This is a genomic window from Paenibacillus sp. JJ-100, from assembly GCF_948329825.1.
GTDB lineage: Bacteria > Bacillota > Bacilli > Paenibacillales > Paenibacillaceae > Paenibacillus.
This window is the reverse complement of the sequence record NZ_CAOJCM010000007.1, coordinates 54079-68145: the sequence shown is the minus strand read 5'-3', so window position 1 is coordinate 68145 and position 14067 is coordinate 54079. Positions and strand designations below refer to the sequence as shown.

At 46.3% G+C, this 14067-nt stretch carries 10 protein-coding genes; 3 read left to right on the top strand and 7 right to left on the bottom strand.

From position 1 onward, the window contains the following. Window positions 1-216 precede the first annotated feature (216 nt). The 5 genes from PQG66_RS21125 to PQG66_RS21105 form a co-directional block, all read right to left on the bottom strand. A complete protein-coding gene (locus PQG66_RS21125; protein ID WP_272039798.1) occupies window positions 217-1296 on the bottom strand; it encodes a hypothetical protein in 1080 nt (359 codons plus the stop codon). Between the two features lie 66 nt (window positions 1297-1362). After that, a complete protein-coding gene (locus tag PQG66_RS21120) occupies window positions 1363-3075 on the bottom strand; it encodes a DUF6138 family protein (protein ID WP_272039797.1) in 1713 nt (570 codons plus the stop codon). A 341-nt stretch (window positions 3076-3416) separates the two neighbouring features. Then, on the bottom strand, window positions 3417-5069 hold the full coding sequence (locus tag PQG66_RS21115; RefSeq protein WP_272039796.1) for an extracellular solute-binding protein: 1653 nt from the start codon (window positions 5067-5069) through the stop codon (window positions 3417-3419). Window positions 5070-5309: 240 nt separating this feature from the next. Next, window positions 5310-6908 carry a response regulator transcription factor gene (locus tag PQG66_RS21110; protein ID WP_272039795.1) on the bottom strand — a complete coding sequence of 533 codons (1599 nt, stop codon included), beginning with the start codon at window positions 6906-6908 and terminating at the stop codon, window positions 5310-5312. Window positions 6909-6912: 4 nt separating this feature from the next. After that, on the bottom strand, window positions 6913-8646 hold the full coding sequence (locus tag PQG66_RS21105; protein ID WP_272039794.1) for a sensor histidine kinase: 1734 nt from the start codon (window positions 8644-8646) through the stop codon (window positions 6913-6915). 278 nt (window positions 8647-8924) lie between these two features. Between PQG66_RS21105 and PQG66_RS21100 the strand changes: the two genes are divergently transcribed. The 3 genes from PQG66_RS21100 (at window position 8925) to PQG66_RS21090 (ending at window position 12501) form a co-directional block, all read left to right on the top strand. Then, the gene (locus PQG66_RS21100; RefSeq protein WP_442955149.1) at window positions 8925-9899 is read left to right on the top strand and encodes an ABC transporter permease; all 975 of its coding nucleotides are present in this window, start codon (window positions 8925-8927) and stop codon (window positions 9897-9899) included. Between the two features lie 34 nt (window positions 9900-9933). Beyond that, window positions 9934-10812 carry a carbohydrate ABC transporter permease gene (locus tag PQG66_RS21095; protein WP_017692164.1) on the top strand — a complete coding sequence of 293 codons (879 nt, stop codon included), beginning with the start codon at window positions 9934-9936 and terminating at the stop codon, window positions 10810-10812. A 174-nt stretch (window positions 10813-10986) separates the two neighbouring features. Then, a complete protein-coding gene (locus PQG66_RS21090; RefSeq protein ID WP_272039793.1) occupies window positions 10987-12501 on the top strand; it encodes an outer membrane protein assembly factor BamB family protein in 1515 nt (504 codons plus the stop codon). A 36-nt stretch (window positions 12502-12537) separates the two neighbouring features. Here the strand turns inward: PQG66_RS21090 and PQG66_RS21085 are convergent, their stop codons facing one another. Then, window positions 12538-12747, bottom strand: a complete 210-nt coding sequence (locus PQG66_RS21085; RefSeq protein ID WP_272039792.1) for an aspartyl-phosphate phosphatase Spo0E family protein — start codon at window positions 12745-12747, stop codon at window positions 12538-12540. A gap of 280 nt (window positions 12748-13027) precedes the next feature. After that, a complete protein-coding gene (locus PQG66_RS21080; RefSeq protein ID WP_272039791.1) occupies window positions 13028-14050 on the bottom strand; it encodes a hypothetical protein in 1023 nt (340 codons plus the stop codon). Between the last annotated feature and the right edge of the window lie 17 nt (window positions 14051-14067).

Sequence of the window (14067 nt, the reverse complement as noted above, 5' to 3'; positions counted from 1 at the left end):
GTATTCTCCTTTTTATTAATGAAAACCCATGGAGAGCATCTACTCTTAATTGTAAAAGGAACGTGAATGCTACTCAATGTGTCCTCATTCCTGATATTAAGCCTTCCGGCCTGATTATATATACCCAAATCATGTGTAAAAGGCACAGCGAAATAAGCTGGTCTTCTAATTTTCCGTCCTGTCTTAAAAAGGGGACTCCATGGATCTGTGCAGCATTTATTCTGCTCCTACATTCGTCAAACGAATAATACGGCGATAATACAACGTGTCCATCAGTTCCTCCCAGTCCAGTTCACTCACATTCACATCCCGATAAAATACGGATGCTGCCGGCAGGAAGCCAAGCAGTGGACCTGTGCCCTCGCAGATCAAGTTCCCACCATCTCCACCTTTGGGCATCACTTCTCCATCTGGACCGAGTGTGAGTTCATACATATATGGATCTCCGGCAAACTGAACACCAAAAAAGTTCGGCAACTCCAATTCATATCCATGCCTGTTTACTCCAGTAAGTATGGAAGAAGTTCTATCTGTATCTGTATCTGTCCCTGTATCAATAGACATTCGTTCAGCGTTTTCTGCATGATGGAGAATTCCAAAATGTTTTAATCTCAACGTGTAGTCGAAGGTGTCTCCCCAAGGGAATAATGTGCGACAGCCGCCGCCATAGATATACTCCCACTCATCTTCTGTCAACAATTCAAAGCCTGCTTCCTTTTCTTCCTTGATCACGTCTTCGATCTCGATCCCTTCATTAAACCAGAGGATCTGAACCTTTCCTCCGTTATCTCGGATTAGCCGAAATTGCAGGTGAAGTTCATATTCATTGAGCCCCGATTGCTTGAATGCTACTAGTGCTTCTGGAAAATCCTCATGCTCCTGAGCATATGCTTCCTCTTCCGTTACTTCAATCCATCCCACTGAGGTCGTCTTACACTCCACGAGCATCGGACTAATGTGGACTTCTCGCACGGGTGACATCTGGCTGGCAAGAAACATACCAACATCCTGAACACCATAGTTACTGGCTGCTTCATGCAGATCGGTAGAGGTTTTTTCATCCATTCCATCCTGCCATTGCGACCAGCCTAACGTTACCTCACCGCCCGGCACAAAAACGAAACGTTGTCCCTCCTGTGTAAACACCCCTGTCTGAGCCCGTCGTCCAAATCGTTCAAATGTCTGCAATCCCTCATAGGTCATGCCTTCCGGTAATTGACGAACCAACTTACGCATCCATCCCTCTTTGTCCTGAGCATTCAGCTTCTGCCACACGTCTCGATCCCATGCTTCCATCCACTATCCGCCTTCCCTTCTGCATTTTGTTAGACGTTCTGGCAAATTCATGGCGCCATACCTGTCTTACTTGCCCGCGGCTCGCAGCAGGTCCAGTAACAATTCCTTTCGTCTTCCCTGTGCCTTACGTGCCAGCGTTGCAAGCTTCTCCACCTTGCCGAAGATCGGGTAAATGACATGTTCTACTTCATTACGTTTGAGACTCTGCATCTGTCTAACCAGCAGTTCGAGTGTCTCATCATTCTCAAGCTCCGGCTGAATCTTCAGCTTCAAACTGTCGGTCGAACGCCGCAAGCTGGCGACTAGCACAGGTACCGAGTGGCGCGTTACACCCTGTTTTTCCGCAAAAGCAGCCGTGAATTTATCCTGGACTAACTGATGCTCATCATCCACTTCACCCATATAATATTCAACCAGCGGGAAATACTGCTCATTCACGAGTCCCAGCCCAAAAGTAGCATAGCTACCTGGCATACAGCTCTTCTCACTCTCGGTATCCTGGTAGAACTCGAACTCTTGGATCGCCTCTCGCGCATACTCTTCCAGGAGTGGATGCAGCTCTGGATATTCTAGTGCATTGGCAAAGAATCGATGGGTATCCGACTTCGCAAGTCCTTTGATCGGCAAATACTGTTTAACACTGGATTTGAGCTTGATCTTGTAATTTTTCGGAAAACCCTGCTTCAATAAATGGATTATAAAGGCAAGGGCTTGCTGATAGGCCTCCGGTTCCTCCTTACGAATGTGAATGGTCATCAGAGCAAATACATCATTCGCCTTACATTCGACTTGTTCTGTTTTCACATGCGTATCTTCCTTCGCATACGCCCCGCTACCTTCTGCTATCATGCGCGCCGCGCGCTTGCTACCAAGTTCCTTCGCCAGTTCCAGGAAAGTAAGACCTCTGGATTTGCTGTAGCTCGGTTCAAAACGCAGAATCATGACCGCCACATATAACAACAGATCGATAGGTTGAGAGACACTGGCCTGATTCAGGCTCTCACTTGAATGCAGTTCAACATGCTCCATATCGCTGGATCCCCACGCTATATCTGGCTTCAGTGTATATTCATTGGTACGATATGCTGAAGTCTGTACATCATAATACTGAGGTAAAAACTGATTCTCCGCCCATCTCCTCACCGTACGAATAATATAACCACGATGCTCTGCAAGTGCCTCCTGGCGATCTTTGTTTAACTCTAGAATTCGGTCATACTGCCTGATGGTCCATGCTACATCCAACTCAGGGAATAATTTGGGATTAAGCAGATGATTCACCAAAAAGAAAGATTCTAATGGTTTTGTTGGATACGTACCATTCTCCAGCTTCTTATCGATGTATGTATGGATATGTTCCATTAATCGCTGCTTTTTCTCTTCATTGATGTATTCGAGCATCGTCAGCTCGAGTTCTCCTTCGGTCGTTGGGAATTTCCCACGAAAGGTGAAGCGATAGTCAATCACAGGTGTGTTCGCCAGCTCGTCCAATCTTCCTCGGACAACTTCTACTAGTTTAGGTTGTATCTCCGTTCGCACCTGTTCCTTGGTAAAAATCCCTGCCTGCTTCGACTTAAATCCATCGTCCCACCCCAGATCTACACTGTCTACTATGGTCCGTCCAGGCCTGTAATCAAGTAGGATCTTATTGAATACTCCCATTTGCAGGGTAGTGCGCTTCACCGTATCATCAAGATCGTTCCGGTTCGCCTGTTCATTGAACCATTCATGAAGGGCTGCGACCATTTCTTCCATGGCCTGATCATATTCTACACTCATCTAAGTTCCTCCCTTACTTAATTTCACTTATTCCGCTTGCACTCACCATTCTTCTATTCAACGGATAGTTCCGCGAACCAACCGATGTATACACATATTATTGATTTTCGTATATCACCTATTATTTTACTCTTCCAAGCCCACCTCGAACAATAAGACTTACGCACGGTTGTTCGCCAGCAAAAAGATCTAGGGTTTCCTATACCTGTCTATATCCACCTAGATCAGACAGTAAAAACACCGGAATCAGACGTTTCTCCGCCCAAATCCGGTGTATTCATGAAACATGCTGCTCTCTTTCACTACTTTAGTCTGATTTATCTGATGAATCATTCACCCTATTAATTTACTGTCTTAAACCACTCGTTCACTTCGACTGTAATATCATCCCCGCCCATAGATTTCCACTTCGTCACAAACGCATCGAATTCCTCGATCCCCACTTGACCATAGATGATCTTACTGAACGTATCCTTCTCCAATTTGTCGATCGCGTCCCTCTTCATTTTCATCGTCTCGGTCGGTGCTCCCGTGAACTTGTTCTTGATCGCGTTATCTTTATTCGCAACGACCACTTCAGCGGCCGCAAACACTTCCGGTTTGTTGGCAATCTTCGTATTTTTCTCGAAAGGGGTCTCTGGCTCTTTGCCCTTCGCTAGTTCTGCCAGTGTATCCATCATCAGATTCGGAATTCGTGCACCATCATACGTAATCGTATACTTCAGTGGTGATACGCCGTCCTTCACTTCTGCTTCGCCAACGACCTTGCCGTCCACGATGTCATAGTCATATCCTTGCGCGAAGCCATGTTCGAACTCGCTGCCCACTTCCGGGTTAGCAAAGTTGTCGAACAAATAATTCTGATACGTGAAGAAAATCTCCGGGTTCGCCATGTCCTTGTTAATCAGTACCACCCCGTTGCTCGCCCCGGAACCATGCTGGTGGCTCTCACCTGTCGGCCCAGTTGGCAGGGCAATGGCTTTGTACGTGGCACCATCTACATTTTTCTTAACATCATCAATCGGCCAGTTCGGCATCCAGTGTGGTCCTACGATAATGCCGGCTTTGCCTGCGGTGAACAGTTCAGCTGCTTTGATCTCGTCATAGACACCCGCTTCTTTGGGCAGGTAACCTTTGGACAACCAATCTTTCATCGTCGCCAATCCTTCCTTCACACCTGGCTGGATCGAGCCATACTGCAGTGTCCCGTCTCCAGCATCATTCCACTGTCCTGGCATCGTATTGTACATGCCGAAGATCCAGCCCGATTCAGTCATCCAGGTATTAAGCCCATTCTTCATGCCCACGGTTAGACCATACGTATCTTTTTTACCGTTGCCATCCGGGTCCTGATTCGTGAACGCATCCATAACTGCAACCAGCTCATCCATGGTCTTCGGTTCCTTCAGTCCCAGCTTCTTCAGCCAGTCTTCCCGAATGAACATGACCGAATCGCCGTTATATGCATAATCGAAGATCGGAATGCCGTACCGCTCGCCCTCATACATGTATGGATACCATTCTTCTGGGGCCGATTCGGATGCCTGTTTCCAAGTGTCGGACGCATATTGGTCAAACAACTCCCCCGCATTGGCAAACTTCCCCGATTCAATTAATTCCCGCACCAGATTGTAGTCCCCCCGAATGGAGACGATATCCGGGAGTTCCTCGTTTGCCGACAGGGACAGACGCAATTTCGTGTAAAATGCATCATTGGTTACGGATACGGCCCATGGTGTGGTCAGATCGATGCCAAGTCGCTCCTTGGCCCATTTGGTATGCACATTATTCTGTGCCGTTTCTCCGTTCTTGAATTTCGTATCATCATTCCAGGCTCGCAAATAACTCATCTGAACTGCCGGTTCATACTTCCCGTTTTGCAAGGCTAGGGGTGCAGCAGTTTCCTTCGCTGGTTCTTCCTTGGCCCCTGAACTGCATGCCGTTACGGTAATCATCGTTACTGCCAGTAATGCCGTCATCATTTTTCTATACATGAACAAACCCCTCCCCAGGTAACTTGGATACCCTTCAGCGCTTAATGCACCTTCTGCTTTTTGCATCATTCGACTACAACCGATCACGGGTGCAAAACATGGACGAACAACACCATTTGGATTCTTATCTTGATGATGCAAGTCGCTGATTGGATTGATGCCAAAGGCACCTTACATGAAAAGGATAGTGCAGTCGGGGTAGCAAACATATATCACAATTTCAATGTTCATATTGATTTGTTAACCGTTCCGAAAATCTTGCGGGGTCAGTCCATAATGTTTACGGAATACCTGTATGAAATAAGGCGTGTTGTTGTACCCCACTTCCTGACCGACTTCATAGATCTTCATCGCCGTATGCTTGAGCAGATGAACAGCACGCTCCATTCGGGAACGGATGATGTAGTCACTGATCCCTTCACCTGTGGATTGTTTGTACATTTTCGAGAGATATACCGGATGCAGATGCACCTCCCCCGCAATGATCTGTAATGACAGATCCTCGCTCAGGTGATGGTCGATCCATTGCTGCACTTGCCGGATCAGCGTTGATCCGGCATCCTGTCCCCCATCGCTTGCACTCTCGGCCCACTGCTGCATCACACAACGTGTCCACGTTTCCAGACTCCGCAGCGAGATGCCATAGCCGTCTTTGAGCAACTGTTGGTAATGCTCGCCGAGCACATCGGCTAACTGTCTTCCTTCCCGATGCGCCATATAGGAGAACGCCGCCGCCAAATAATGAAAGGCCACATATACATGCTCCGGGAATACGCTGTTCGACAGCTCGGTAAAAATCTGATCGATTTTCTGCTCTGCATCCCCTATGCGTCCGGCTTCCAGTAATGTGGTCAGACCGGGAGGTTCATAGAGTGCGGCGAGTGACTTCAACGTAGCTCCTTTGGAGCCTGTTGCTGCATTCAGATGTAATCCTTTCCCCTTGCCTGCCTCAGCCTGCTTGCGTAGCGCACTCACCGCCTGATGATATAACTGGGGCACCTGATTGGGAAAACGTCCAATCCCACTAACGGATAGTGAAATAGTCGCATTCAGATACTGCCTCACACTGTGAAGCAATCGATCTCCGAGCCGGCCCATGAGAAGTTCCGGTTCGGACTGCGATTGTTTTGGACTCGCCATGAACACGAGGTCGTCATAGGCATCATCCGTATGGCAGAGGTGGTAGGCACTTCCATAGATCTCTTCCACCACGTTTGAGATCGCATACTTCATCAATCGAAAAGCCTTCTGTGTAGGTTGGTGGTCATCATATCGAATGAGCAATAGCTGTATTTTATCCTGTGGACGGAACCCGATCTCCAGCTGCTCCAGCTTAGCTGTGAGTTCAGCATCAGTGAGTTTATGCCCTAGCAACACATCCTTCATTAATTCCGCCCGTTTCTCGGGCAGATGTTCCCTTACCGAATACATAGCCCGCTGATGCAGCAATTGCTTTTCACCCTCCAGACGAATCTGCACGGCAGCCTGCTGTACGGATTCGATCAGTTCTTCATCCCGAACCGGTTTCAGCAGATAAGTGACTGTCCCGTATTTGAGCGCCTGCTTCGCATAATCGAAGGATGCATGCCCCGATAAAATAATACATTTGGTCTGTGCCCACTTCTGCCGGATATGACTAACCAGATCCAGACCGGATAGACCCGGCATACGAATATCCGTGATAATAATATGGATTGGGTATGCTGCCATATGTTCCAGTGCTTCTTTGACTGAATAGGCTTTGAATACCTGATTAATCCCTTGTTCTGTCCACGGTATAGAGACAGCTATCGATTCCACTGCCGAATGTTCATCGTCTACCACCATCAGATTCATCATGCGTTTATTCCTCCTCAAACCATCGAATTTCTACACTAAGCCCACCGTAAGGAATCGCTGCAAAATGAAGCCCAGATGACAGGCCATATCGCGTAATAAGTCGCTGGTGCACATTCCACGTGCCTGTTCCGATCTCTTCGCCCATCGGTTCATTGATCTCCCGTTCCAGTTCTGCAATCTCCTCCGCTGTCAGCGTGACACCGTCATTGTCAACAAACAGGCTGTATCGGGTATATTGTCGCCCCTCGACATGCTCGGGTACCGCCATACCCGTTACGATAACATGCCCACTGCCCTCCATCGGCTCGATGCCATGGATCACTGCATTTTCAACGATTGGTTGAATGAGCAGTCTTGGAATATGGAGCTGCATCAGTTGTTGTGGTACGGCAATCTCGTAGGTCAGCCGGTTGGTCCGCATCTGTTGAATGGACAGGTAATGGTCCAGCAGCCGGATCTCCTCTTCCACACTCGTCATATCCTTCTCGCCTCGCGTAATGTAGCGATAATAGTCTCCCAGACTGAGCGACATGGCGATAACCGCTTCACGGTTGCCAAGCTGGGTCATATTTTTTATATAAAACAGGCAGTTGTACAGAAAATGCGGATTGATCTGAGATTGCAGATGCTTCAATGTCGCTTCCCGTGAGCGGATACGTTCCTCGTATACCTTCTCGATTAGTTCCTGGATCTGCTCTGCCATATGGTTAAAGCTTTGGGCCAGATATGCGAATTCATCCCGGGAGTGATCGACCGGAATCCGTGTGGACAGCTGCCCTTTGCGAATCTGTTGCAGCCCTCTCATCAAACGGTAGATGGGCACCTGAACTTTTCGATACAAGAGCAGTGCGGCCCCGATACTCAACACAAGCAATAACAGAATGGAAGTAATAAACATATTTCGACTCTTGTCCATCGGGTTCAGCAGATCATCCAAAACTACCGGATTTACGTAAACTGCTTGCATTTGTTTGGAGTGCACGTAACTGACCAGATATTGCTTGCCTCCCACCTCCAGCTGATGATTGCCTTCCCTCTCCGGTCCGCTAAAGGGGATATCACGCATGACGGCTTCGACCAGTTCGGGATCCGCAGTGCGGTTGAGCAATGGTTCGTTACCCGGGACTAGCAGGAAAGGATCTCCGCCCTGTGTCTCTTTGAAGTCATCCAACATGGTAACCACGTTCATCGGATCAAAATTAATCTCCATCACTGTTCGCACGCTAGTGTTCACCGGTCTTTCGTTCCACTCATAGTTATCCGTGAAAAAGTAGGTGAAGCTCCCCTGCTCCAGCTGCCATTGTCCTGGCTGAGGAAACGTCAACATCTTCTCATCGTAGACCGTCCGGCTCGACATGGTAGACAACACAAGTTCCGCTTGTGGCAGCACGATGGTAATATCGTTCTTCCAACGGCTGGTGGACTGGTACAACGATAACTTGTCGAGAATATCCAGATAGATGCTGTTTTTCTCATATTGGCTGGTTGAGTCTGTCATGTAACGGTAGTGCAGGATACTGGGATCTCGTAGCAACGTCAGACCATACAGCGATAGTTGCTCGATATTTTTATCCACCTGGGAACTGAAATAATTAAACTGGTTCAAACTCGACTGATGTTTCTCCTCTACCACCATGTCCACATTAGCTTGATTCGAATATGTATAGAGCAGCAGAATGGGTACCAACAGGCAGATTAAGAGAATAACCGTCTTGGCGAATACTGTGAACTTCATCATTTCACCCTGTCTCTGAATTTTTATTCCATTTACATTGAAGTCCTATTTTATATTGAAAACCCTTACATTTCTATATGATTTTATGTTCGCTGCCTTTCCTACAACTTGCGAATGCTCTTTTTTCGTTTTCATCAACAAGTTAATATTTCAACATCCGCATTGAAATGTTGTTCTATAGTCCACCCTCTTCCGTTGCTATAATTCAGTTGCTCCACTCTGTGCACAGGCTTCTTCACCTCATGTTGCCAGAGCTGGACGGAGATAAAGGAGGGACCCCGATGGCTATGGAACAACCACTATCAACCAACAAGCCGGTGCGGCAAACGACAAGGCAACCACATCAACTACGCAAACGTACCCGCTGGAATTTCAAACGCACGTGGCCGCTACATCTGATGCTGTTGCCTGCTGTACTGCTCACATTGCTGTTCGCCTATGTGCCCATGGGCGGCATTATAATTGCTTTTCAAGATTTCAAACCGTGGCTGGGGTTCACTGGCTCCAAATGGGTGGGCTGGGACAACTTCCGGTTCATGTTCGAATATCCCGATAGCGTTCAGGTCATCTGGAACACCGTGCTGATTGCTTCCATGAAAATCGTGGCCGGACTTGTGGCCCCTGTGGTGTTTGCCATTTTACTGAATGAAGTGCGGAACTCTACGTTCAAACGTTTCTCGCAAACATTAGTATATCTGCCCCATTTCCTGTCCTGGGTTGTCCTGGGCGGCATTCTGCTCGACATGTTATCACCCGAAGGCGGACTGATAAACCAGATGCTAGCAGCGGCTGGTGTTGAACCGATTTTTTTTCTGGGAGATGGCGACTGGTTCCGTGTAACGGTGGTGGTCAGTGATGTATGGAAGGAGTTTGGATTCGGTACGATTGTATTTCTGGCAGCACTTGCGGGCATTAATCCGGCATTGTATGAGGCTTCGGAGGTAGATGGGGCAACACGACTTAGACAGACATTGCATATTACCCTGCCTGCGCTCGTGCCAATGATTATCGTGGTAGGTACGTTATCGCTGGGCAACATCCTGAATGCAGGTTTTGACCAGATCTTTAACCTGTACAATCCGCTGGTGTATGAGAAAGGCGATATTATCGATACCTTTGTCTACAGGATGGGGATTCTGAATGGCAAAATGAGCTTCGCGACCGCTGTTGGACTATTCAAATCATTTGTCGCGATGTTCCTGGTCATCTCTGCGTACCGGATGGCGTACAAAATCGCCAATTATCGTATTTTCTAAAAGGGTTAGCATAATGCATTAAGGAGGAATCAAGGTGTATCACAAAACAACCGGGTACCGTATATTCAATGGTTTCAACCTGATATTCATCGCGGCCGTCTCCATCCTGTGCATCCTGCCGCTGGTCCATATTCTGGCGGTTTCCTTCAGTGGTAAGGCGGCAGCATCCGCCAATCTGGTGACACTTTGGCCGATTGATTTTACGGTGGACGCGTACACCAAAACATTTGGTAACAGTAACTTTCTCAGTGCACTCTGGATTTCAGTCCAGCGTACGGTTCTTGGCACACTGCTCAGTATGACGCTTGTCTTTCTGACGGCTTATCCATTATCCAAGGAGAGTCTGCACTTCAAGGGACGCTCGCTATACGCGTGGTTTTTCATCTTCACGATGCTATTCAGCGGAGGATTGATTCCATCCTATATCCTGATCCAGAAACTAGGACTAATCAATACGATGTGGGCTCTCATTTTGCCGGGAGCGGTCGCTGTCTGGAACCTTATTCTCATGATGAACTTCTTCCGTAACGTACCGAAAGAGCTGGAAGAAGCCGCATTCATCGATGGAGCCAACCATATCACGACCCTGTTCAAAATTTATCTACCCGTATCCATGCCCGCCATTGCTACGATCTCCTTATTCACGATGGTCGGACAGTGGAATTCCTGGTTCGACGGGTTGATCTATATGAATGATGCTTCCAAATATCCACTTGCCACATTAATGCAGACTATTATCGTACAGCAGGATTTCTCCAACATGAACGTCGATGCAACGCAGCTCCAAAATATGTCCCAACGTACGGTGAACGCGGCTCAAATCTTTATTGGCGCTCTGCCAATTCTGCTCGTCTATCCGTTCTTGCAGCGTTTCTTCGTAAAGGGGATTGTGCTTGGGGCGGTAAAAGAGTAGGCCCACTCCCTCGTGCTATGACATGCTTAAGTAACTTGATTAATAACTTCTTGGTCCTATTTTGATTAAAAGGGAATTATAAGTATAAACATTAAGTGAAGTGAAGCCGATATATCTTAAGCATATTGTTAGAAGAAATACTTAATGAGATATTACTGAAAGGATGGATTTAGTTTGAGATTTAAGAAAAGCATTAGTTTATTAACAGGTTTCACGATCGCATTAACCTTACTGGGAGGTACATCTCACGCCGCCACACCGAATTTTGAGCAAGGTTCTGGTTACTCGGTCGGTGGATACGATCTTGAAGCGGTACAACCCACGAATTTTAACTGGACAAGAAAATCAAGATTTGATGCTATTGATGGGAACTTTATAGAGAAGTGGAGTATTCTTGGAACAAACGGAGGATACCCTGCAGTAATTAGTAAAGATGGCACAATCTATACTTCGAGCTCAGGTATTAATGCAACTTCGCCTCAAGGTTCTCCTTTATGGACATTCAAAGACGCAACAAACCAGCCTGTTATCGGCAGTGATGGATTAATATACGCGACAGGTGGAAACACATTTTATGCGATAAACCCAGACGGAACCTTAAATTGGAAAATAACATTCAATGGATCTGTGAGAGAATTTGCTATTGACAATGGTAATGTTGCATATTTAGGAAGTAATAGTGGAAATCTCTATGCTATCAATCTTGCTACTCAAAAGTTGGAATGGACCTACGCCTTGAAAGATTCATACAACAGTCATCCAACTGTCTCTTCTGATGGAACCATATATGTGCAGCACAGTAATTCTGGTTTAAGACTATCGGCTATTAACCCTAGCGGAACATTGAAATGGAGTAAACAGTTAAATCAAGTCTCAGGGAACCAAAATCCCTTGAGAAGAGGTTCTCCTTTAATCGATAAAGACGGAAACATTTATGTTATGAGTACTGGAGATGATAGTACCATATACTCTGTCAATTCTGCTGGAGACCTTAACTGGACTTTGAAATTAGACAGGACTGCATCCGGGCTTATATTGGATGAAAAAAGAAATATAATCTATGCTGCAACCTCAGTGTTAACAGCTATTTCACCGGATGGAACCGTTAAGTGGGAAAGCGATAAAGTAAGTCTTACTCCAAGTAGTATTATCTTGGATAGTTCCGGAATGATCTACCTTAGTAACGGCGTTCATGGGGTCTCCTTAATCACACCTGAAGGTAAAATCCATTCAACATTTAACCTTGGTACTACTGAATATATCTCCATTGCTGAAAATGGTGATCTCGTAATAACAGGAGCTGGAGTAAAAGTCATAACAGGAACCAATGATCTACATGAGTCGGATTTCCCAATTGGCACGGAGAATCCTACAGATCCAGAATACCCTAATCCAGAGGATCCAACTGATCCAGAAAACCCTAACCCGGGAACACCAGATCCAGGAACACCTGATCCTGTAGGTGATCGCGCTATCTTAGTACTAACTCTAAGCAACGGCACTGTTAAAGAGTATGATCTCTCTATGGCTGAAGTCCAAAGATTTATTAAATGGTATGAAACGAGAGCAGTAGGCGGACCAATTACGTTTGCCATTAACAAACATAGCAATAACATCGGTCCCTTCAAGCAGAGACAGGATTACATCATCTACGACAAAATTATTACTTTCGAGGTAAATGAATATTAATATCTATGAGACCACCATCACTGGTGGTCTTTTATTTCATTGTTTTACAGCGTAATTTAACGTATGTGGGAGTCCGTTTGGGTTCTTGTTTACCAAACGGTTATATTCATTAATCAACTCATCCAAAACCATGGATTGGTGAATAACTTCCGGGTGCCAGAGCTCCGGATGATGATCAGCAATCTGATAGAGCTTCTGCCTTGCTTTTTCGATACATTCCTGAATGGTTTCCCGATCCTGTACCATACTCCCGCCCCCTGTTATCCATAATATATAACCCAAAAAAGACCATCTATTATAATATTCGGAACAAGAGAAGGATTGGATTACCCCTAGATACAAAATTATGTATTTTTTCTTATAAAATTATTAATAGCTTGGTTCACATGACCTGTTCAGATGAAATCTTACATGTAAAAAAACCGGGCAGGCTATCATAGCCTTTCCGGTTTATTCAAGTTGAGCTTTTCCATCTTCATTTCGATATTCTTCACCATGTTCTCCACCATAATCCATTCACCTTAAATCACCGTAAACCAACATCAACAAAGCGATTGCCTATCGTCTCTGGAAAGGCACGTTTAATGGCATCCGTGGCACGTTGTTCCGTCGCTCCTACCTTCCGAATTAACTCAATCACACGTTGCACACACTTCGGTTCTCTCGAATCCCAAGATATGGAGTCATCTACTACCTCAACGATCGTTGTATACAGGTTTGCGAGTAGCTTATACTGATCTATAACCTGATCCATTTGATTGGAAAGATGCTCAAGTCCTGCAATATAAGAGGCAATATCCCATCTTGAATTGGCATAATAGCGAATTACAGTTGCCGCCTGTCCTGCGTCATATTCTCCTGATTGCAAAGCAGCAGCCATAGCAGCATACGCATCCGCCCCACAGGCATAATCTTGAATAGGCAGCATGTAGTCATGGGTTTCCCATTTGTACACGGCCTGGATTAACGATTCCTTGCAGACCTCCCATCGATCTATGGGTGTACAGGCTTCCAGCACCTGATAGTACCAGTAGGGCGTACTGTTCCGACCAAACGAATCATAAGGAAGACGAATGAATTCATCGCCTCTACTTTCACAGATGAACAGCACACGTTCCACATCATCATATCCAGTAACAATGACAAATTGATCATGCCAGAGAATGGCACCTATGCCCCGATCAATGGAAGCTTTGATATCTAGAAGAGCATGCTTCTGATAGAGGGGAAAGGTTGGTTCGAACGAAAATCCCGCTGCTTGGCTCGCCGTCACACCAACGAAGTCAGCTGCGACAAAGTTCTCTGCCATCCAGTTATATGCGGAGATTGACTCTGCCGTCAGACGACGATTCACCACTAATCGGAAGGCACTTGCTGTCATACCTGCAATCATGTGGTGTGGGAGATCCGTCCACTGTTTATGTGATAAAATGCGATGCAACGCCTCTGTATATGTGCTCACGCCGCTCCATGACCTGTGTGCATCAGCAGAATTCGCAGCTTTCGGGGATTGAATCCAGTCGTGCAATACTACTTTTGCAACCATCATTCTTCCCTCCTTTGCTC

What these genes read in the sequence shown, in the direction of transcription:
- PQG66_RS21110 (WP_272039795.1), bottom strand. Translation starts at nt 6,908, where the DNA reads ATGATGAATCTGATGGTGGTAGACGATGAACATTCGGCAGTGGAATCG.
- PQG66_RS21080 (WP_272039791.1), bottom strand. Translation starts at nt 14,050, where the DNA reads ATGATGGTTGCAAAAGTAGTATTGCACGACTGGATTCAATCCCCGAAA.
- PQG66_RS21105 (WP_272039794.1), bottom strand. Translation starts at nt 8,646, where the DNA reads ATGATGAAGTTCACAGTATTCGCCAAGACGGTTATTCTCTTAATCTGC.
- PQG66_RS21100 (WP_442955149.1), top strand. Translation starts at nt 8,925, where the DNA reads ATGGCTATGGAACAACCACTATCAACCAACAAGCCGGTGCGGCAAACG.
- PQG66_RS21115 (WP_272039796.1), bottom strand. Translation starts at nt 5,069, where the DNA reads ATGTATAGAAAAATGATGACGGCATTACTGGCAGTAACGATGATTACC.
- PQG66_RS21085 (WP_272039792.1), bottom strand. Translation starts at nt 12,747, where the DNA reads ATGGTACAGGATCGGGAAACCATTCAGGAATGTATCGAAAAAGCAAGG.
- PQG66_RS21125 (WP_272039798.1), bottom strand. Translation starts at nt 1,296, where the DNA reads ATGGAAGCATGGGATCGAGACGTGTGGCAGAAGCTGAATGCTCAGGAC.
- PQG66_RS21120 (WP_272039797.1), bottom strand. Translation starts at nt 3,075, where the DNA reads ATGAGTGTAGAATATGATCAGGCCATGGAAGAAATGGTCGCAGCCCTT.